Raw genomic sequence first — 19,958 nt, 5'->3', positions numbered from 1 at the left:
TCTCCTATTCGGCGGCCTGCGCCGGTGAGCCGTAGGCCTCGGAAATCATGTAACCGGACAGCACGCCGTAGGCGTCGGTCCAGGCGGTTGCGAGCTCGGGCGTCCAGGCCTCGCCGAGGCCCTTCTCCAGGGTCCACAGCAAGGTCGCGCCGACCACGGGATAGTGCTCGGCCTTGGCGCCATAGGCGACGTGGCGCTTGGCGAGCGCCGAGGCCGCGGGAAGAATCGTCTCGAGATTGGACAGGCCGCCGACGACAGCGGCGAGCATGGCCATCAGCTTCTTGCGCTGCTCGGTCATGTCTTCGGGAAACATCGCGCGCACGGAGGGAGCGACCTCGAACAAGCGGTCGTAGAACAGCTGCGAAGCTGCTTCGGAAATCGGTGCGACCTTGGCGAAGCTTTGCTGGATGAGGGTAATCTGTTCGGGCGTCACAATGGTCTCCTGTCTGTTTCGGTCTGCTTTTGTCCGCGCCATTGCGGAAAAAGTTCATGGATCAAACGTCATCAGAAGGCTTCTCCCCGCGTGCGGGGAGAAGCGTGTTTCATGCCAAGTGTCACACCCGCGCCTCGGCGAGGCTTGGCGCGCCTTCACCCTGCGGGCTGCGACGCAGGTAGAACCACCAGGTGATAGCGAGGCAGGAGGCGTAGAAAGCGAGGTAGATCGCGAGCGCGAGCTGCGGACCGCCGGTCAAGGCGATCGACTTGCCGAAGCCGCTCGGGATAAGATAGCCGCCGACGGCACCGACCGCGCCGATGAAGCCGACGGCCGCACCGCTCTCGATGCTCGCCGTCTTCAACGCCATCGCGCGCGCCGCGTCGCCCTTGCCGCGCACCTTGAACAGATTCTGCTCGCGGAAGATCGAGGGGATCATGCGATAGGTCGAACCGTTGCCGATACCCGTCGTGACGAACAGGATCAGGAACATCGAGAGGAAGCCGATGAAGTCCTTGTGCCCGACGAAGTAGAGCACGCCGACCGTGGCAGCAGCCATCGCGATGAAATTCCAGAACGTCAGGATCGAGCCGCCGATCTTGTCGGCGAGCAGGCCGCCGAGCGGTCGCGACAACGAGCCGACCAGAGGCCCAAGGAACGCGATTCCGATCGTCACCGTCGGAAACTGCGTCTTGATCAGCAGCGGGAACGCTGCGGAATAGCCGATGAACGACCCGAACGTGCCGATGTAGAGATAGGCCATGATCCAAGTGTGCTTGCGCTTGACCACCGCAAGCTGGTTCTTGATCGACGACTTCGCCGAGGTGAGGTTGTTCATGTAGAACACCGCACCGAACACCGCGATCGCGATCGGCAGCACCCACATCAGGCCGGCATTCTGGAGGAAGATGCCGTCGACAGGGCTGGCCTGGAACAGGTTGATGACGGCGAGCATCATCAGGATCGGGGTCAGGAGCTGCACGCTGGAGACGCCGATATTGCCGCCAGCCGCATTGAGGCCGAGCGCCCAGCCCTTCATCCGGTCGGGGAAGAAGAACGAGATGTTGGTCATGCTGGAGGCGAAATTGCCGCCGCCGAGACCGGCGGTCGAAGCAACCAACAGCATCAGCCAGAACGGCGTCTCGGGCTGGCTCACGAAATAGGCAAGCGAGAGCGTCGGGATGAACAGGACCGCTGCGCTGAAGATCGTCCAGTTGCGACCGCCAAAGGTCGTGACCGCAAAAGTGTAGGGAAAGCGCATCAATGCGCCGATCAGCCCGGGTACCGCGACGAGCTGGAACAGCTGGTCGGTGGTGTAGTGGAAGCCCGCCTGCGGCAGCTTGGTGGTCACGATGCTCCAGATCAGCCAGACCGAAAAGCCGATGTGCTCGGCAACGATCGACCAGATCAGGTTACGCCTTGCGATGGTCTTGCCAGTCGCGTTCCAGAACGCCTCATCTTCGGGGCGCCAGTCTGAAATCCAAGTTGGATTCTTCGTCATTGCATATCCCTTCCAGGCTCACCGCTGCGTCGTTGCAGGCTCTGCCTCCGCATGGAGGCGCGCTCCGAGGCGAAGCCCCGGTGGCGAGATCACGATGCTGATTGATGATGTTGAGGGACGTCGTCGTTGGCGTCGCAGAAGGTAATTCAACTTCCGTGCCAATTCGCAACGATGAGGAAAACCAGTAAATTCAGCAGCTTATTCGAATTGCCCGAAATTTTTGCAAGCTCTTTTCGCACGCAAATTTTGCGATTCGCTCAATCCCTGTGCGGCGCACAAGGATTGAGCTTGATGATTCAAAAATAGGCGCAACGTTTTTTGCGCATTAGCCACGCGTTTACGCCGCCTCGACGAAGCGATGACGCTCATAGAGGAATTCGAGCACGCGCTGACGGCACTTCAAATAGGTTGCGTTGGTCGCAAGCTCGAGCCGCTTGCGCTGCCGTGCCAGCGGCACGTCCAGTACCTCGCCGATGCGCGCCGATGGCCCATTCGTCATCATCACGATGCGGTCCGACAGCAGCACCGCCTCATCGACGTCGTGGGTGATCATCAGAATGGTGTTGCCGAGCTTCTGATGCAGCGCCATCACCGAGTCCTGCAAATGAGCCCGGGTCAGCGCATCGAGCGCGCCGAAGGGCTCGTCCAGCAGCAGCACCTTCGGCTCCATGGCGAGCGCCCGGGCAATGCCGACGCGCTGCTTCATGCCGCCGGAGATTTCGGCAGGCCGCTTGTCCCTCGCATGAGCCATCTGCACCAGGTTGAGATTGTGCATTACCCAGGCATCGCGCTCGGCCTTCGTCTTGGTCCTGGCAAAGACCTTGTCGACGCCGAGCTTGACATTCTCGTAGACGGTGAGCCAGGGCAGCAGGCTGTGGTTCTGGAACACCACGGCGCGATCGGGCCCGGGCGCGTTGACCTCGCGGTTCTCCAGTAGCACGCCGCCGGTGGTGGCGTTGGTGAGCCCGGCGATGATGTTGAGCAGGGTCGACTTGCCGCAGCCGGAATGGCCGATGATCGAGACGTATTCGCCCTTCTCGATCGTGAGGTTGATGTCCTTCAACACCTCCGTCGTCGCGGCGCCGCGGGTGAAGGTCTTGTCGATGTGGTCGAGCTTCAGATAGGCGGTCATGTGCCCTTGTCCCTCAGTTCTGCGCTGTGCCACGGGTAACGATCTTGCCGAGGCCTGCAATTAGGCGGTCGAGCACGAAGCCGACGATGCCGACATAGAACAGCGCCAGGATGATCTCGCTGATATGCGAGGAGTTCCAGGCGTCCCAGATGAAGAAGCCGATGCCGACACCGCCGATCAGCATTTCGGCGGCGATGATGGCAAGCCAGGACAGGCCGATGCCGATACGAAGCCCCGTGAAGATGTAAGGCGCCGCCGCGGGGATCATGATCTTGGCGAAGAACTCGAGCGGATTGAGCTGCACCACCGCAGCGACGTTGCGATAGTCCTGCGGGATGTTGCGGATACCAACCGCTGTGTTGATGATGATCGGCCAGATCGAAGTGATGAAGATGACGAAGATCGCGCTGGGCTGGCCATCGCGGAACGCGGCGAGCGAGAGCGGCAGCCAGGCCAGCGGCGGAATGGTGCGCAGCACCTGGAACAGCGGGTCGAGCCCGCGCATCGCCCAGACCGACTGCCCGACCAGGACGCCGAGCGCGATGCCAGCGATCGCCGAGAGCGAATAGCCGAGTGCGACGCGCTGGAGGCTGGCGGAGAGGTGCCAGAACAGGCCCTTGTCGATGCCGCCATGATCAAAGAACGGATCGAAGATCAGCTCCTTGGTGTCCTTGAACACCTTCGACGGGGGCGGCAGCGCCGAGCCGGCGCGGCGGCAGACCAGCTCCCACACCAGCGTCAGCAACGCGATCACGACCAGCGGCGGGATGACGCGCACGGCTAGCTCCCGCGCAAAGCGCGCGTATGTTTCGCTGCGCGGCGGGCGCTTTGGCGTTATCGCGACAACTGGCGTCGCAGCGCGCGCAGGCGCTGCAGTCTCAACCTCAATCTTCGCGGCAGGCATGTTCATCGCAATTTCTCTTCGGCTTCATCAAGACGATGCGGCCGCCCGAAGGCGGCCGCAGGCTCCATCAGACTTCGACGCGCTTGATGGCGAGCGACTTCAGATAGGCAGCCGGATTTTCGGGATCGAACACCTTGCCGTCGAAGAAGGTCTCCTTGCCGCGCGAGGTCGACGCCGGAATGTCGGAGGCGGCGACACCGAGCGTCTTGGCGGCATCCTTCCAGAGGTCCTCGCGGTTGACCTTGGCGATCAACGCCTTGGTGTCGAAGCCGGGCTCATACTTGCCCCAGCGGATGTCCTCGGTGAGGAACCAGAGATCGTGGCTCTGGAACGGATAGGACGCCTGGTCCTTCCAGAAGCGCATCTGCTGCGGCGAGTTCTCGACGACACGGCCGGTGCCGTAGTCGAACTTGCCCTTCATCCGATCGGTGACGTCCTCGACCGGGCAGTTGATCCATTGGCGCTTGGCGCAGATGACGGCGGCCTCTTCGCGGTTCTCGGCCTTCTCGGCCCATTGCTGGGCTTCCATCACCGCCATCAGCAGCGCCTTTGCCGCCTTCGGATATTTGTCGACCCAGGCGGCGCGCATGCCGAAGGATTTTTCCGGATGCTTGTCCCAGAGCTCGCCGGTGGTGATCGCGGTGTAGCCGATCTCCTGATGGATGAGCTGGAGATTCCAGGGCTCGCAGACGCAGAAGCAATCCATGGTACCAACCTTCATGTTGGCGACCATCTGCGGCGGCGGCACCACGATGGTTTCGATGTCCTTGTCGGGATCGATGCCGCCGGCGGCGAGCCAGTAGCGAATCCACAGATCATGCGTGCCGCCGGGGAAGGTCATCGCCGCCTTCACGGCCTTGCCGCCGGCCTTCTTCTTCTCCAGCGCCGCCTTGAAGGGCGCGGTGTCGATGCCGACCTTGATGTCGGCATATTCCTTGGCGACCGAGATGCACTGACCGTTCAGGTTCAGCCGCGCCAGGATGTACATCGGCGTCGGCTGGTTGTTCTGCGTCACCTTGCCGGCCGAGATCAGATACGGCATCGGGGTCAGGATATGCGCGCCGTCGATGCCGTTGCCTTCGGAGCCGAGCACGAGATTGTCGCGCGTGGTGCCCCAGGACGCCTGCTTCTGCACCTCGACATCGGGCATGCCGTATTTGGCGAAGATGCCCTTCTCCTTGGCGACGAACAGCGGGGTCGCGTCGGTCAGCGCGATGAAGCCGAGCTTGGCGCCCTTGACCTCGGGGCCCGCATCCTGCGCGAAGGCGCCGGCGGGGAAATTGAGCTTGGCAGCGGCGAGAAGGGCTGCGGTCGAGCCGGCGGCCTTCAGCAATTGACGGCGGCTGAAGCCAGTCTCGAAGGGCCGGCGAATGCGCTTGGTCATCGGTGGTGTCGTCCTTTGCGTCGTTGCGAATGATTGCGTCAGTGCGCACGAGCAGCCCGTCCGTCCGTCACGCCGCAAAAAGGCGCGTGCAAACGCACGACGGGGGATTCGCCCCGTTCGGATGGCGTCGGCAATTCGGATGAGAAGTCTCGCGGGACGGCTTCAATGGCGTCAGATTGAATGATTCAAGCTTCATGCCAAGCGCAGAGACAGAAAAATATGTTTTATATCAAACAGATAAAAGAGGTGCGCCGGCTTGTCGCAGCCCTGTTCCGCACGCAAGTTTTGCGCCCTGCTCAACTTTTGTGCGACGCACAAACATTGAGCACCGCGCCACGCAAGAAGGCAGATGGCTTTGCGGAACCCAACCGAAACCATTGCAAGCATTTGATATCAAACATCTTTTTCCAGCGCCAACCCGGCACGAGACTTGCTTAGGTAGAGGATGTCAACGAAGACTGCGGCCTTGCCGCATTGTTGCAGCCTCTGGCGGCCGCAACCTGGAAGCTCAACTGCTTCGCGGCCCTCCTCGGCTTGGTCGTCGTGACGCGATCTCCCAAAGCTTCCAAACCATCCTTCACCCTCGTGCACGGCTGAGCCGTTGGCACGGCCAATGACATCCAGCGGTGCTTTCATCTCGAGGGCACTCGATGTCACTTACGAAGCAAAAGGAATCGTAATGTCGTATCTCGCGCCTTCAGAATTCGTCACCAAGATGGTGGACGCAGGGGAATCCAAGATCTTCATGTCCACCCGGGATACGGTCATCCGCGCCTATATGGCCGGCGCCATCCTGGCGCTCGCGGCGTGGTTCGCCGTCACCATCAACGTCAACACTGGCCAGCCGCTCGTCGGCGCGCTGCTGTTTCCGGTCGGCTTCTCCATGCTCTATCTCCTGGGCTTCGATCTTCTGACCGGCGTCTTCGTCCTTTCCCCGCTCGCGCTGATCGACAAGCGGCCGGGCGTCACGCTCGGCGGCGTCCTGCGCAATTGGGGTCTCGTCTTCATCGGCAATTTCGCCGGGGCGCTAACCGTGGCCTTCATGATGGCGTTCGTGACGACCTACGGCTTCACCCAGGAGCCCGATAAGGTCGGTATGACGATCGGCAATATCGGCGAAGGCCGCACCCTCGGCTACGCCGCCCACGGTGCCGCCGGCATGGCGACGCTGTTCATCCGCGGCATGCTCTGCAACTGGATGGTCTCGACCGGCGTCGTCGGCGCGATGATCTCGACCACCGTCCCGGGCAAGGTCATTGCGATGTGGATGCCGATCCTGGTGTTCTTCTACATGGTGTTCGAGCACTCCGTGGTGAACATGTTCCTGTTCCCGTCGGGGCTGATGCTGCACGCCAAGTTCTCGATCATGGATTATTTCATCTGGAACGAGATCCCGACCGTGCTCGGCAATCTCGTCGGCGGCCTCGCCTTCACCGGCCTCACCCTTTACGCCACGCATGTGCTGACCAAGCCGAAGCGTGAGGTGGCGGCGAAGAGCCAGCCGCGCGCAGCGGCCTGAGCGATCGCTGTTCAACGAGGGAGTGTTGTCCAACAAGGGAGTTTCGCCTGCTAGGGTGAAGCTCCCTTTGCATTGGTGGCGAGGATGAGCCGGGGCTTGCGCATTTCGATCGGGCAGCACTCCGACAAGGGGCGCAAGCCGGTCAACCAGGACTTTCACGGCGCGCTGATCCCGACCGAGCCGCTGTTGAGCCTGAGGGGCATCGCCGTCGTCTTGGCCGACGGCATCTCGAGCAGCGCCGTGAGCCAGGTCGCGAGCGAGTCCGCGGTCAAGAGCTTCCTGACCGATTATTACTGCACTTCCGAATCCTGGACGGTGAAGCATTCGGCGCGGCGCGTTCTGGAAGCGACCAATTCGTGGCTGCACGCGGAAACCCGGCGCAGCCAATATGCTTACGACCGCGACAAGGGCTACGTCTGCACCTTCACGGCCATGGTCGTCAAATCGACCACAGCCCACATCTTTCACGTCGGCGACTGCCGGATTTATCGCATCGCCGGCAAGGCCCTCGAGCAGCTCACCGAGGATCACCGGATCATCGTCTCGTCCGAGCAGACCTATCTCGGCCGCGCGCTCGGGATCAATCCGCAGATCGAAATCGACTACCAGGCGATTCAGGTCGAGCCTGGCGACATCTTCCTGCTGGCAACCGACGGCGCCTACGAATTCGTCGATCATCGCTTCGTCACAGGCACCCTTGCAGCCTCTGCCGCCGATCTCGATGCAGCCGCGCAAACCATCGTCGAGGAGGCCTACCGGCGCGGCAGCGACGACAACATCACCGTGCAGATCCTGCGCATCGATGAGATACCGCGGACGGGCTCGGTCGATATTTTCGGTGGCACGGCCGAACTGCCGCTGCCGCCCCTGCTGGAGCCGCGCGCCTTGTTCGACGGCTATCGCATCGTCCGCGAAGTGCATGCCTCCAGCCGCAGCCACATCTACCTCGCCATCGACACCGAGACCGAGGAGATGGTCGCGCTGAAGATTCCGTCGATCGATCTGCGCGCCGATGCCGCCTATCTGAAGCGTTTCCTGATGGAGGAGTGGATCGCGCGCCGGATCGACAGCCCTCACGTCCTCAAGCCCCGCTTACGATCCAGGCGGCGCAACTATCTCTACGTCGCCACCGAGTTCATCGAGGGACAGACGCTGAGGCAATGGATGCTGGACAATCCGCGCCCCGACCTCGAAACCGTGCGCGGCATCGTCGACCAGGTTGCGGCGGGCTTGCGCGCCTTCCATCGCATGGAGATGCTGCACCAGGATTTGAGGCCGGACAACATTCTGATCGACAAGACCGGCACGGCGAAGATCATCGACTTCGGGGCCGTCAAGGTTGCCGGCGTCGTCGAAGCAGCCGCCAATCCGGCTGACGCCGAGATCCTCGGCACGGTTCAGTACACAGCGCCGGAATATTTTCTCGGCGAAGGCGGCTCGCCGCGGTCGGACATGTTCTCGCTCGCGAGCATCTGCTACCAGATGCTGACCGGAAGCCTGCCCTATGGCGCCCAGCTCGCACGCATCAGGGGAAGATCGGATGCGTGGAAGCTCAGGTATCGTCCGGCCAGCCACGATGACCGCGCAGTCCCCGTCTGGATCGATGGCGCGTTGCGGAAAGCCCTGCATCCCGATCCCAACAAGCGCCACGAGGATCTGTTCGAATTCACCTACGAGCTGCGAAACCCCAATCCGGCTTATCTCAGCACGCGGACCACGCCTTTGCTGGAGCGCAATCCGCTGCTGTTCTGGAAGCTGACAACGGTGACACTGGCCTGCGTCGTCGTGGTCCTGCTCGCACTGCTCCACGCGCGCTAGCGCAACGATTGCTCAAGCCGGTTCAGCCGCCTTCGTCCCCAGCGGTTTGGGCGCGATGCCACCACCCGGCTTGAGATGGAATTCGTAGCTCATCAGGTGCCACTTCCCGTTCGCCTTGCCGCCGTCGGGCATCTCAGGATCGTTGCGCGGCTCGACCTTGGCGATCAAATCGTCCTTCACCCCGAACACCACATCGGAATCGAGATAGTTGTCGCCGTCCATGAAGACGTGGGTGATCAGCGGCTCGTAGCCTTTGGCATTGACCAGGAAGTGCACATGCGCGGGACGCATCGGATGGCGCCTGGTCTGCACGATCATCTCACCCACCGGCCCGTCCGTCGGGATCGGATAGCTGCACGGCAAGATCGTGCGGAAGAAGAAGCGGCCGTCGGCATCGGTGATGAAGCGCGCCCGCGCCGAGGCGCCGACCTCGTCGTAATTCGCCTTCTGGGAATCATAGAAGCCGTCATCGTCGGCGTGCCAGACGTCGACCGGGACGTTCGCGAGCGGTTTGCCGTGGAGATCGGTGACACGGCTCTGCACGAACATCCGTTCGCCCGTGAGATTGTTCGGCGAGATGTCGGTGCCGTGAGCGGTGACCTTGTGCTCGCCGACATAGAACGGGCCGAGCACGGTGGTCTGCGTCGCGCCGTCGCGATCGCGATGGTTGACCGCGTCGACCAGCATGGAGACGCCGAGCACGTCGGAGAGCAGGATGAACTCCTGGCGGGTGTCGGTGCATTTCTGGCCGGTTCGGGTGAGAAAATCGATGGCGTATTCCCACTCCTCAAAGGTGAGACCGGTCTTGCTCACGTAATCGTGCAGCGACTTCACCAATTCCTGGAGCAGGAATTTCGCACGCGGGTTTGGCGTGTTGTCGAAGCTCTTGACGACGGCTTCGGTGAGTTCGGTCTCGTTGAACTGGGTCATGGTGCGTTGCCCTGGATTTTCTCGTTGGCCCGGCGGGGCTTTTGACGGCGTTCCGAACCGGAGCCTACACCAACCCGCAGCCCCGCGTTAAGCGCGTCCCGCTTGGAATAGGGTCGTCATTTCGGCTATCAACGCCTGACAAACTGCCTGGAGGAACCGATGCTCGCCCCTACCCCCGCCTCGCCCGAATCCGTGGGCATGTCCAAGGCCGCGCTCGACCGCGTCGATGCCCATCTGAAGGCCAGGTACATCGATGCCGGCCGTTTCCCCGGCACGCATCTCCTGGTCTACCGCCGCGGCAAGGTGGCCCACAGCACCGTGCAAGGCCTTGCCGATATCGAGCGCAAGGCGCCGGTCAAGGACGACACCATTTACCGCATCTATTCCATGACCAAGCCGCTCACCAGCGTTGCCTTCATGATGCTGGTCGAGGAAGGCCTGGTCGCGATCGACGAACCGGTCGCAAAGTACATTCCGGAATGGAAGAATCTCGGAGTCTTCGTCGCCGGCAGCTGGCCCAACTTCCTCACCCGGCCGCCGTCCCGGCCGATGCTGATCGTCGACCTGCTCCGGCATACGTCCGGTCTGACCTACGGCTTCCAGCAGCGCTCCAACGTCGATGCCGCCTATCGCGCCGAGAAGATCGGCGAGGTCGAGAAATCAGGTACGCTCCAGACCATGATCGAGAGCCTTGCAAAAATCCCGCTGGAGTTCTCGCCGGGCGAGTCCTGGAACTACTCCGTCTCTACCGACGTGATCGGCTACCTCATCGGCAAGATCTCAGGAATTCCCTTCGAGCAGTTCTTGAAGCAACGCATCCTCGATCCGCTTGGGATGACCGACACCGATTTCCATGTGCCGGCCTCGAAGGCGCATCGCTTCGCCGCCTGCTATTCCGCCGATCCCGGCGGCGGCATGACCTTCCATGCCGGCCAGCGCCGGCAGGGCCTGACGGTGCAAGACGACCCGACGACGAGCTCGTTCTTGTCTCCGCCCTCCTTCATCTCCGGCGGTGGCGGCCTATGCTCGACGATGGCCGACTATCTCACCTTCTGCCGGGCGCTGCTCAATGGCGGCGAGCTTGGCGGTGTGAGACTGATCGGGCCGAAGACGCTGGCGCTGATGACGACCAACCACATTCCGGGCGGACAGGCACTGCCGGACGTATCGCGCTCGCTATTCTCTGAGGCGACCTATAACGGCATCGGCTTCGGCCTCGGTTTTGCAGTGACGATGCGCCCAGCCGAGACGCTGATCGCGGGCAGCCCCGGCGAATACAATTGGGGCGGCGCGGCCACGACCTCGTTCTGGATCGATCCCGCCGAGGAACTGATCACGATCTTCATGACCCAGGTGCTGCCGTCGAGCGCCTATCCGATTCGGCGCGAGCTACGCAGCATGGTCTATGCCGCGATCACCGAGAGCAATCTCTGACATCTCGAACGTCTGATGGTCGTCGTGCCCGGGCTTGTCCCGCCTGCGCGGCCGAAGCCGCTTCGGCGCGGCGAAGGCCCGGGCATCCACGTTCTTCGTTCGGCTTCGCCAAGGCGTGGATGGCCGGGACAAGCCCGGCCATGACGCTCGTTTTGAATCAGTGGAAATGGCCGATCAGATAGATGCCGCCGCCAATCACCAGCACGGCCGGCACGGCCCACAAGATCAAGACTGGCATGTGCTTCCTCCTCAGTTCGACGTGCAGACCTTGACGGTCTTCATGCCGCTCTCAGCCTCGGTGCGCGATTTGTAGATCGTGCCCGACGGGCTGACGACGGTCATGCTCGTGTCCATCGGCTTCTTGTCGACGACCGTGCACTTCTTGGTCTTGACGTCCTGCACGACATAGAACTCGTCGGCCGCGAACGCCGGCAACGAAAATGCAGCGATCATCACTGCTGCGGTTGCGATCCTCAGCTTCATTCTCTCCTCCTCCAATCCGGGTGTTCCTCGCCCGGTCCAATGGCAAACGGGAAAAACTAGCAATTTGTTCCTATCCGTTGGGGAACGTCATCGGCGGTGAGATGTTGGTGCGGCGCTTGTTATGAGGAGGACGATATGAAAAAGCTGTTCCTGCTTTCCGCGGCGGCGCTGATGGTCTCGACCGGCGCGTTCGCACAATCCACCGTGGTGACCACGACCGGAACCGGTCATACCGCGGCGGTCCAGATCGAGCCGCAATACCGGACGCGGATCAAATCCTACGTCACCGAGCATCATCTGCGGCCGGTGACGACGAAGGAGAAGATCATCGTCGGTGCGAAGGTTCCAAGTGATGTCGAACTCGAGTCGGTTCCGGCCGATTGGGGTCCGTCGCTGACGCAATATCGCTACGTCTACTCCGGCGATCGCGTGATGCTGGTCGATCCTGGCACCCGCACGGTCGTGCAGGAAATCGACTAGGACGTAACCGGACGAGCGGCCGCCTTCCTGGGCGGCCGCTCTCTCGGAGTTGATCACATGACACCGCATCGAGAAGCCCGGATTGCCGGGCTCAGCCTGGCGGCCGTGTACGCCATGTGCCTGCTGCTCACTGCCATCAGCATGAGCTGACGCAACGACGTTCCGCGCCGTCAGCGACCGCGCTGCAAAAATCCCCTCGGCCTGCTCGCCCGATGCGAAAATCGTGGCGCCGCGCAATTCCTGCCCGTATGGTTCTCTGCAAAATCATAATCCGGCGCTTAAGCGCCGGAATCGGGACGCCCGCGTTTGTCAAAGCTCACCCTGCCGGTCCGGCTCGCTCTCCTGGTCACGGGAACGATGTTGCCGCTCATCGTCTTCGCCGTCGGCATCGCGTTCTACAATTACAAGCAGGACCGCAGCGATGCGACCCGCCGCGTGCTGGAAAACGTACGCAGCATGCGCCTGGTGCTGGATTCCGAGGTGCAGCGGATGACCGGCGGGTTGCAGGTGCTGGCGCTCACCGACTCGCTCCGCAACGACGACTTTGTCAATTTTCGCAGTATCGCGCTCGGCTTCCTCGAACAATATGGCAAGAGCGGCCTCGTGCTGATCTCCGACGGCAAGGGACGCATCCTGTTTTCCTCCACGACGGAAGACACTGCGAGCCTGCCGCCACGCGGCAATATGGCGATCGTGGAGAGATTGTTCGCGATCAAGGCGCCGCAATATTCCGATTTGTTCAATGGCGTCTACAATCATCGTCAGGTTCTCACCGTCGAGGTTCCGGTGTTTCGCGACGGCGAAGTCGTCTACGACCTCTGCTTCAGCCCGCCCATCGGCATCTTCCAGACTCTCGTCGAGAAGCAGCGGCCCAACACGGAGTGGACGGTGTCTCTGCTCGACACCACGGGCACCGTGTTCGCCCGCGTGCCCAACCCTGGCGAAACCTTCGGAAAGCGCGCCGCGCCATCGCTCTACGCCGAGATGTTTCGCAGCGACGAGGCTGCACTCTCATCGGTGTCGCTCGACGGCATTGCCCTCGCCTCCGCCTATACGCGATCGCATCTGACGGGCTGGACGGTCGCCGCCGGGGTCCCCGAAAGCTCGCTGATCGCACCGCTCTGGCGCAACATCGCGATCACGAGCCTGATCGGCGGCGTGCTGCTGCTGATCGGCCTCACCTTCGCCGTCAGGATGGCGACCACGATCGCGCGCGGCGAGATGCTGCACAATCTCCTGGTCGAGGAGCTCAACCACCGCGTCAAGAACACGCTGGCCCTGATGCAGGCGATCGCGGTGCAGACTTTTCGCAGCGCCAGCCGCGACGAGCGGACCAAGTTCGAGGGGCGTCTCAGTGCGCTCGCTGAAGCGCACAATCTTCTCAGCCAGGAGAAATGGGCGGGCTCGGAGCTGCGGGACGTGATCGCGCGTGCGCTCCAGCCGTTCCTGCTGGCAAATCCCGACCGCATCCGCATGTCAGGGCCCGCAGTGCCGCTTTCGCCGCGGCTCGCGGTGGTGCTGTCGATGATCGTGCACGAGATCGCGACCAACGCCGCGAAATACGGCGCGCTTTCCAACGAGACCGGCAGGGTCACGCTGGACTGGGAGGTCATCGCCGATATACCGAAGCCGCGGCTCCGGCTGATCTGGACCGAGACCGGCGGCCCCCCGGTGACGGAGCCGGTGCGGCGCGGCTTCGGCTCGCGCCTGATCGAGCGCAGCGCCCGCGACCAGCTCGGCGGCGAGGCAACGATGGACTTCCTGCCGCGCGGCGTGGTCTGCACGGTGACATGCGTGCTGGACGAGACAAGGTGAACGGGATCGGGACGATGAAGATCACCGGGATTCGGACGCACATCCTCGAAGCAAGACTGTCCCAGCCCTTCGCCTATTCGCGCGCCTGGTACGACACGCGCACCGCCATGCTGGTCGAGGTCGAGACGGACACCGGCCTGACCGGCTGGGGCGAGTGCTACGGTCCTGCGCGGATGACTGCGGCCGTCGTGCAGAGCGTCGCGCCGTGGCTGGTCGGTGAGGATCCGCTGCGAACCGACGTGCTGTGGCAGATGATCTATGCACGCCTGCGCGATCACGGCCAGAAGGGCGTGGTGATCCAGGGATTGAGTGGCATCGACATCGCGCTGTGGGACATCAAGGGCAAGCATTTTGGCGTTCCGGCCTATCAATTGCTCGGAGGCGCCGCGCGCAAGGAGGTGCAGGCCTACGCGACCGGGCTCTACCGGCGGAGGTCAGGCGATCCCCTCAAATATCTGCCGGAGGAAGCAGCCAGCTATGTCGCGGAAGGCTTTCGCGCCGTAAAGCTGAAGGTCGGCTTCGGCATCGAGGAAGACGCTGCAGTCACGCACGCCGTGCGCGAGGCGATTGGCGGCGATGTCGCTCTGATGGTCGACGCGAACCACGCCTATGATGCCGTCGCCGCGATCCGGCTCGGACGGCTGATCGAGCGTCACGACATCTCCTGGTTCGAGGAGCCGGTGCCGCCGGAGGACGTCGCCGGCTATCGCACGGTGAGGTCCGCGCTCTCCATTCCCATCGCCGGCGGCGAATGCGAGTTCACGCGCTTCGGCTTCCGCGACCTGTTTGCCTCGCATGCCCTCGACATCGCCCAGCCCGACACCTGCGCGGCCGGGGGCCTGACCGAATGCAAGAAGATCGCCGACATGAGCGAAGCGTTCAGCGTCCGCTACAACCCGCATGTCTGGGGCACCGGAATCGCGATCGCCGCCTCGCTGCAGCTCCTCGCGGTGCTGCCCTCGCATACGCCAACTTCGCTGGCGCCGCTCGAGCCAATGCTCGAATTCGACTGCACCGAGCATCCGATCCGGCAGGCGATCCTGAAAGAGCCGATCGAGCACCGTAATGGCATCGTTCGCGTGCCTGACGATCCCGGACTCGGCATCGAGGTCGACCGCGAGGCGATGGCGCGGTTTGCCGTGAATTAGAACTGGACCCCGCAACGCGGCGTGTGAACCTTCTGATTTGCAACGCTCTACCCGATCGTCTGCAGCATCGGGAACGTCTCCAGCAGCCAGATGCTCACATTCGACACCGCGCCGGTGAGGAAGCCGATGCCGGTGATGACCATCAGCACGCCCATGGCGCGCTCGACATTGACAAGGTGGCCCTTCATCCGCGCGAACAGCGTGGAGAACTGCTCGATCATCAGCGCGGCGATCAGGAAGGGGATGCCGAGGCCCGCGGAATAGACCGCGAGCAGACCTGCCCCCTTCGTCACCGTCGCCTCGGCCGCCGCGATCGACAGGATCGCGGCGAGGATCGGGCCGATGCACGGCGTCCAGCCGAACGCGAAGGCGAGTCCCATGATATAGGCGCCCCAGAGTCCGACGGGCTTCGGGATCGGGAGCCGGCCTTCGCGCATCAAGAAGCCGATCCGCGTCAGCCCGAGGAAGTGCAGACCCATGATGATGATGACGATGCCGGCAAGAATCGACAATTCCGCCGACCAGGCGCGGATCAGCCCGCCGATCAGCGAGGCGCTGGCGCCGAGCGCCACGAACACCGTGGAGAAGCCGAGCACGAACAGCAGCGCCGCCATCATGATGGCGCGCTTGGACGCCGTGTCAGGCTCGCCGCTCTCGACGTGCTCGATCGTGGCGCCGGTGAGATAGATCAGATAGGGCGGGACCAGGGGCAGGACGCAGGGCGAAAGGAAGCTGACGAGACCGGCAATCATCGCCGCGGGAATCGAAACATTTTGCATGATGCAGTCGGAGCCATCCCGGGCCCTCGGGCCGGGCGCGGGGGCTGCGCACGTGACTTGGGCCGAACCGGCTCTGGTGTAGCCGATGCCGGGGAATGCGCAACAGAGGCGCGATCAAACCAGGGCTCCTCCCGATGCCGTCTGTGATCACAGGTGCGGCATCGGGACGCGCACAATTCTCGCCAAAAAGCGAGATTCGGCGGCGCGGCTACTTCACCACGCGGAGCAGCGGACGCCGGGGCTGGTCCTGCGTCTGCTTGGAGGGGGGCGGCGGCGCGCTGGCGGCGCTCCGCAACATTTCGTCGCACAGGGCCTTGAGATCGGCGCTGTCGATTCCTTTGAGCTTCATCCTGACATCAAGGATGACGATCGAGAGCAGCTCGGCCGACTCGCGGCTGTTGCTCTCGTTGAGAACCTTGCGGCACTCCTCGAGCGTCTCGAGCACCGACTGCAATTGTTCGTCTGTATGCGACACCGGCGTTCTTTCCGTTATTTCAGGCTGGAGACGTGCTTGAAGTGATTCCCTCGGCCCCCCAAGCGACCGAAGGATAGCACGAGGGATCCGAGCCCTCGAATACGAATTCAACGTGTTTCTGCGTCGAAACTGCGGTTCCGGACGGCATTGCTTCGCGGCGCAAGTCGGAACGGTCGAGGACGAAACGCTTGGCCAGGTATGATCGATCCATTTCCCGGGAACGCGCGTCATCGCCTACGCCGTCCTGAGATCCACATGGACCCGGCAATCCCGCAGCCACGTCAAGGCTCGCAACGGAACGCACAACTACCCCTCTTCCGAGCAACAATTTGCCCGATTCCCGGTGCTAGCAACACTCCAATACCATATCAGGCGCGGTAAGTATGCCGTTCAAAACTCACCGTTCCCCAACCCGTCGTGGTTGTGGTTTGCGCTAGATTCTGCCAGTTTAGCGGTCCGAAGGGACTTGTATGCACTCCTTGGCGGAAAGGGGCGTTCCCCTGGAGGAACGCCTAAAAACAAATCTCAGCGGCCTCTCCGATTGGGATGCGGCCCGCATATTTCTGGAAGTCGTTCGATGCGGCAGTTTCCGCTCGGCGGCCGAACGTCTGTCTCTGTCGATCAACGCTGTCCGCCGCCGAATCGATGATTTTGAGCGCCAGACCGGCACGACCCTTTTCACCCGGGACGTCCACGGCACCCACCTCACTGACGAAGGCGCGATGGTGGTGTCTGCCGTCGAGCGCATGGAGGCGGCGGCCTTCGACGTGTTGCGCACCAGCGATTCCACCGCCAACGCCCTCACCGGCGAGGTCCGCGTCGCCGTGACGGAAGGGTTGGGAACGTTCTGGCTTGCTCCGCGCCTGGTCGAATTCCAGCAGGCCTATCCGAAAGTCCTGGTCGATTTGCATTGCGCGATGCGGTCGGCCGACGTCTCCCGCCACGAGGCCGACGTCGCCATCCATCTGTCGCGGCCCTCGGCCCTCGACGTCAAGCTGGTCCGGCTCGGCCGCATGCATCTGATGTTCTGGGCTTCGGAAAAGTACCTTGAGAAATACGGCACGCCGCGCTCGGCCCACGAATTGATCAAGCACCGCCTGGTGCTGCAATTCGCCGACCAGCTCGCCGCCAAGGAAACCTTTGAAAGCTTCTTCCCGGGCGTTCAGGAACGTGACCTCCTGGTCATGAAGACAAACGTCTCAAGCGCCAACTACTGGGCGGTCGCGAACGGCGCTGGCATCGGCGTCTTCCCGAGCTATGCCATTGCGCTTGGCGGGAAGTTGATTCCACTGGAGGTCGAATTGAACCGACCACTGGATATCTGGTTGTCTTACCATCCCGGTAGCGGCCGGATTCCCCGCGTGCGGCACATGATTGACTGGCTGATCGAAGCTTTCAATCCGGCTCGCTTCCCGTGGTTTAAGGAAGAATTCGTGCACCCGCATGAATTCAAGGACTCGTATATGGGCGAACCCCTGACCCAGCTCTTCGGGGGATTTTCAACCGAAGAACAAAGGTGAAAACCAAAATGAAAGCAGCGGCGAAGAGAATGAAGCAGCGCAGTGCCGGCAAGCCAGACATCGAGCTTGGCAAGCGGATCCGCTTGCGGCGCGTCGAGATGAAGATCTCGCAGGCTGAGCTCGGCGAAAAGCTTGGCGTGAGCTTCCAACAGGTCCAGAAATACGAGAAGGGCGTCAATCGCGTCGGCGCGGCTCGGCTTCAGCAGATCGCCTCCGCTCTCGACGTGCCCGTGACCTTCTTCTATGACGGCGACAACAAGGCCCGCGAAGTCGAAAGCCTCCTGTTCCTGGACTCGGCTTTCAGCCTCCGCCTGCTGCGCGCCTACAGCAAGATCAAGGATCAGACGGTGCAGCGTCAGCTCGTCTCGCTGATGGAATCGATCGCAGCGAACGAAAGCTGAGCCGATCTGCGGTCCGGCCACCATGGCCGATGTTCAATCCGCCACGTCACGGCGGCGTGGCCGGATTGGACTGGACTGACGGACCCATCTGACGGATCAGATTGGCCTGCGCGTGATCTGCGCGCGGTCACGGTTTCTGGGCGGTCTTGCCGCCCCTTTTTCTTTAGTCATTGACCCGCCATTCGGCGTTGATTTTGCGAACCCATTCCTGCTCTGCAGCGACCAATCGAGAGCCTTCGCACTGGGAGGCGCGGGGTTTTTAATTCGCTGTGCTTAATGGGGCCTCAACCCTGACGACCTAGATTGCCGCCGATTCTAACGAATCGGCGCACACGGCACGGCGGCCGGGAATTGCTGATGCGAGCGTCCGTTGCGGGCCTCGTCCTCATGGGGAAGACCAGACAGATGTCGAAACGCCTTGCCGTGATCATTGCCACGAATCTGTTCGCGACGGGCCTACTCGCCAGCGCGTCCGCGTTGGCGCAGACCGAGACCACGGGCCAGGCCGGCCACAAACCCGCCGCCCCGTCCGGGACGGTACCGGCAACCGCCAACCCGGCTCACGCCGCCGCGCCCAAAACCGCAGTCGCGGCCCCGGCGTCGACCGCCGAGAGCCGCTCCGCCGCGGCGCTCGCGCTGACGCATGAGCCGACCTATGACGAGGGCACCGCCCAGCGGATCAAGGACGCCGCGTTGAGCTATTCCGATCTCGCCGTGCGCGGCGGCTGGCCTACGATTCCCGCGGACGCCAAGTTCGCGCTCGGCGTCCAGGACGCCGATGACGACCTCCTGCGCAAGCGCCTGATCCTGTCCGGTGACCTCGCGGCCGACAAGGCGAGCGGCGCCTTCGACCAGGATCTGGCCGATGCCGTGAAACGCTTCCAGGCCCGACACGGTCTTGCGCCGACCGGCACGATGACGCCGCGCACGCTCGCGGCGATGAACGTGTCCGTGCAAAAGCGCATCCGCCAGCTCGAGGCTTCGCTCGAGCGGCTGGAGAACACGAATTTCTCCTTCGGCCAACGCTACGTCGTGGTCAACATCCCCGCCGCCTTCGCCGAGGCGGTCGAGAACGATGTCGTGGTGCGGCGCTATCGCGTCATCGTCGGCAAGACCGAAAAACCCTCGCCGACGCTGACGGCCCAGATCACGGGCGTGGTGCTCAACCCGACCTGGACGGTGCCCTCCTCGATCGCCAAGACCGAGATCTCGGCGCATATGCGCAAGGACCCGACCTATCTGTCGCGCATGCACATGGAGGTGCTCGACGCCCACGACAATCCGATCGATCCGCATTCGGTCGACTGGTCGGGCACGCACACGCCGAACTTCACCGTGCGGCAGCAGAACGGCAGCTTCAATGCGCTCGGCGCGGTGAAGATCGACATGCCGAACTCCTATTCGGTCTATATGCACGACACCAACCAGCGCAATCTGTTCAGCGACGACTACCGTTTTGATTCCCACGGTTGCTCCCGCGTCGACAATGTGCGCGATCTCGCGGCCTGGCTGCTCAAGGACCAGCCGAAATGGACGCGCGCGGCGATCGACGCCGAGATCGCCACCGGTCAGCATCAGGAGGTCGCCATGGCCAAGAAGGTACCGGTGGCCTGGATCTATCTCACGGCGTGGATGACCAAGGACCAGACCATCCAGTTCCGCAACGACGTCTATAACCAGGACGAGCAGTTGCTCGAGGCCACCGCGGAAGAGGCTGCGTTCTTCAGCAATGCCGGCAACCATCCGCTGACCGCGCATATGGCGCAGTAGGCATGCAATCGCGGTACGGGCGGATGCAGAGC

The 19,958-nt window shown here is 62.7% G+C and carries 19 protein-coding genes; 9 read left to right on the top strand and 10 right to left on the bottom strand.

The genetic code is table 11. The annotated features are described in order from the left end of the window. Positions 1-4: 4 nt before the first annotated feature. The 6 genes from XH80_RS30665 to XH80_RS30640 all read right to left on the bottom strand — a co-directional run bounded on the left by XH80_RS30665 (position 5) and on the right by XH80_RS30640 (position 5,990). Positions 5-433 (bottom strand): globin family protein, encoded by a 429-nt coding sequence (locus XH80_RS30665; RefSeq protein ID WP_057753819.1) that lies wholly within the window; start codon positions 431-433, stop codon positions 5-7. A 121-nt stretch (positions 434-554) separates the two neighbouring features. Further along, a complete protein-coding gene (locus XH80_RS30660; RefSeq protein ID WP_271601803.1) occupies positions 555-1,934 on the bottom strand; it encodes an MFS transporter in 1,380 nt (459 codons plus the stop codon). Between the two features lie 337 nt (positions 1,935-2,271). After that, positions 2,272-3,066: an ABC transporter ATP-binding protein gene (locus XH80_RS30655; RefSeq protein ID WP_271601802.1), complete on the bottom strand. Its 795-nt coding sequence runs from the start codon at positions 3,064-3,066 to the stop codon at positions 2,272-2,274. Between the two features lie 13 nt (positions 3,067-3,079). Further along, a complete protein-coding gene (gene ntrB / locus XH80_RS30650) occupies positions 3,080-3,976 on the bottom strand; it encodes a nitrate ABC transporter permease (protein WP_271601801.1) in 897 nt (298 codons plus the stop codon). Between the two features lie 61 nt (positions 3,977-4,037). After that, complete coding sequence (locus tag XH80_RS30645; RefSeq protein WP_271601800.1) at positions 4,038-5,354, bottom strand: CmpA/NrtA family ABC transporter substrate-binding protein; 1,317 nt, start codon at positions 5,352-5,354, stop codon at positions 4,038-4,040. Positions 5,355-5,747: 393 nt separating this feature from the next. Further along, complete coding sequence (locus XH80_RS30640) at positions 5,748-5,990, bottom strand: hypothetical protein (RefSeq protein ID WP_271601799.1); 243 nt, start codon at positions 5,988-5,990, stop codon at positions 5,748-5,750. A 43-nt stretch (positions 5,991-6,033) separates the two neighbouring features. On the opposite strand from XH80_RS30640, the gene XH80_RS30635 reads away from it, so the two are divergent. Both XH80_RS30635 and XH80_RS30630 read left to right on the top strand, forming a co-directional pair. Next, a complete protein-coding gene (locus XH80_RS30635) occupies positions 6,034-6,873 on the top strand; it encodes a formate/nitrite transporter family protein (RefSeq protein ID WP_271601798.1) in 840 nt (279 codons plus the stop codon). A gap of 84 nt (positions 6,874-6,957) precedes the next feature. Further along, positions 6,958-8,691 carry a bifunctional protein-serine/threonine kinase/phosphatase gene (locus tag XH80_RS30630; protein WP_271601797.1) on the top strand — a complete coding sequence of 578 codons (1,734 nt, stop codon included), beginning with the start codon at positions 6,958-6,960 and terminating at the stop codon, positions 8,689-8,691. Between the two features lie 12 nt (positions 8,692-8,703). On the opposite strand, the gene XH80_RS30625 is transcribed toward XH80_RS30630, so the two are convergent. Further along, a complete protein-coding gene (locus XH80_RS30625; RefSeq protein WP_271601796.1) occupies positions 8,704-9,621 on the bottom strand; it encodes an intradiol ring-cleavage dioxygenase in 918 nt (305 codons plus the stop codon). Between the two features lie 159 nt (positions 9,622-9,780). On the opposite strand from XH80_RS30625, the gene XH80_RS30620 reads away from it, so the two are divergent. Continuing rightward, on the top strand, positions 9,781-11,055 hold the full coding sequence (locus XH80_RS30620) for a serine hydrolase domain-containing protein (protein WP_271601795.1): 1,275 nt from the start codon (positions 9,781-9,783) through the stop codon (positions 11,053-11,055). Between the two features lie 249 nt (positions 11,056-11,304). Here the strand turns inward: XH80_RS30620 and XH80_RS30615 are convergent, their stop codons facing one another. Beyond that, on the bottom strand, positions 11,305-11,538 hold the full coding sequence (locus XH80_RS30615) for a hypothetical protein (RefSeq protein ID WP_271601794.1): 234 nt from the start codon (positions 11,536-11,538) through the stop codon (positions 11,305-11,307). Between the two features lie 135 nt (positions 11,539-11,673). Here XH80_RS30615 and XH80_RS30610 point away from each other — a divergent pair, with 135 nt between their 5' ends. From XH80_RS30610 to XH80_RS30600, 3 genes are all read left to right on the top strand, one after another. Then, positions 11,674-12,018: a DUF1236 domain-containing protein gene (locus XH80_RS30610; protein WP_271601793.1), complete on the top strand. Its 345-nt coding sequence runs from the start codon at positions 11,674-11,676 to the stop codon at positions 12,016-12,018. A gap of 357 nt (positions 12,019-12,375) precedes the next feature. After that, positions 12,376-13,833: a sensor histidine kinase gene (locus XH80_RS30605; RefSeq protein ID WP_271601964.1), complete on the top strand. Its 1,458-nt coding sequence runs from the start codon at positions 12,376-12,378 to the stop codon at positions 13,831-13,833. A gap of 14 nt (positions 13,834-13,847) precedes the next feature. Then, a complete protein-coding gene (locus tag XH80_RS30600) occupies positions 13,848-14,981 on the top strand; it encodes a mandelate racemase/muconate lactonizing enzyme family protein (RefSeq protein WP_271601963.1) in 1,134 nt (377 codons plus the stop codon). 47 nt (positions 14,982-15,028) lie between these two features. On the opposite strand, the gene XH80_RS30595 is transcribed toward XH80_RS30600, so the two are convergent. Together XH80_RS30595 and XH80_RS30590 are read right to left on the bottom strand one after the other, a co-directional pair. Continuing rightward, a complete protein-coding gene (locus XH80_RS30595; RefSeq protein ID WP_271601792.1) occupies positions 15,029-15,760 on the bottom strand; it encodes a cytochrome c biogenesis CcdA family protein in 732 nt (243 codons plus the stop codon). A gap of 208 nt (positions 15,761-15,968) precedes the next feature. Then, positions 15,969-16,235, bottom strand: coding sequence for a hypothetical protein (locus tag XH80_RS30590; RefSeq protein WP_057753345.1), 267 nt, complete (start codon positions 16,233-16,235; stop codon positions 15,969-15,971). A 470-nt stretch (positions 16,236-16,705) separates the two neighbouring features. Here XH80_RS30590 and XH80_RS30585 point away from each other — a divergent pair, with 470 nt between their 5' ends. From XH80_RS30585 to XH80_RS30575, 3 genes are all read left to right on the top strand, one after another. Then, the gene (locus tag XH80_RS30585) at positions 16,706-17,755 is read left to right on the top strand and encodes a LysR family transcriptional regulator (RefSeq protein ID WP_271601791.1); all 1,050 of its coding nucleotides are present in this window, start codon (positions 16,706-16,708) and stop codon (positions 17,753-17,755) included. Positions 17,756-17,784: 29 nt separating this feature from the next. Beyond that, positions 17,785-18,156 carry a helix-turn-helix domain-containing protein gene (locus XH80_RS30580; RefSeq protein WP_020608151.1) on the top strand — a complete coding sequence of 124 codons (372 nt, stop codon included), beginning with the start codon at positions 17,785-17,787 and terminating at the stop codon, positions 18,154-18,156. A 405-nt stretch (positions 18,157-18,561) separates the two neighbouring features. Beyond that, positions 18,562-19,926 carry a L,D-transpeptidase family protein gene (locus XH80_RS30575; protein ID WP_271601790.1) on the top strand — a complete coding sequence of 455 codons (1,365 nt, stop codon included), beginning with the start codon at positions 18,562-18,564 and terminating at the stop codon, positions 19,924-19,926. Positions 19,927-19,958 lie beyond the last annotated feature (32 nt).

The organism is Bradyrhizobium sp. CCBAU 45384 (genome assembly GCF_028128665.1).
Lineage (GTDB): Bacteria > Pseudomonadota > Alphaproteobacteria > Rhizobiales > Xanthobacteraceae > Bradyrhizobium > Bradyrhizobium manausense.
This window is presented reverse-complemented; position numbering and strand designations above follow the sequence as displayed.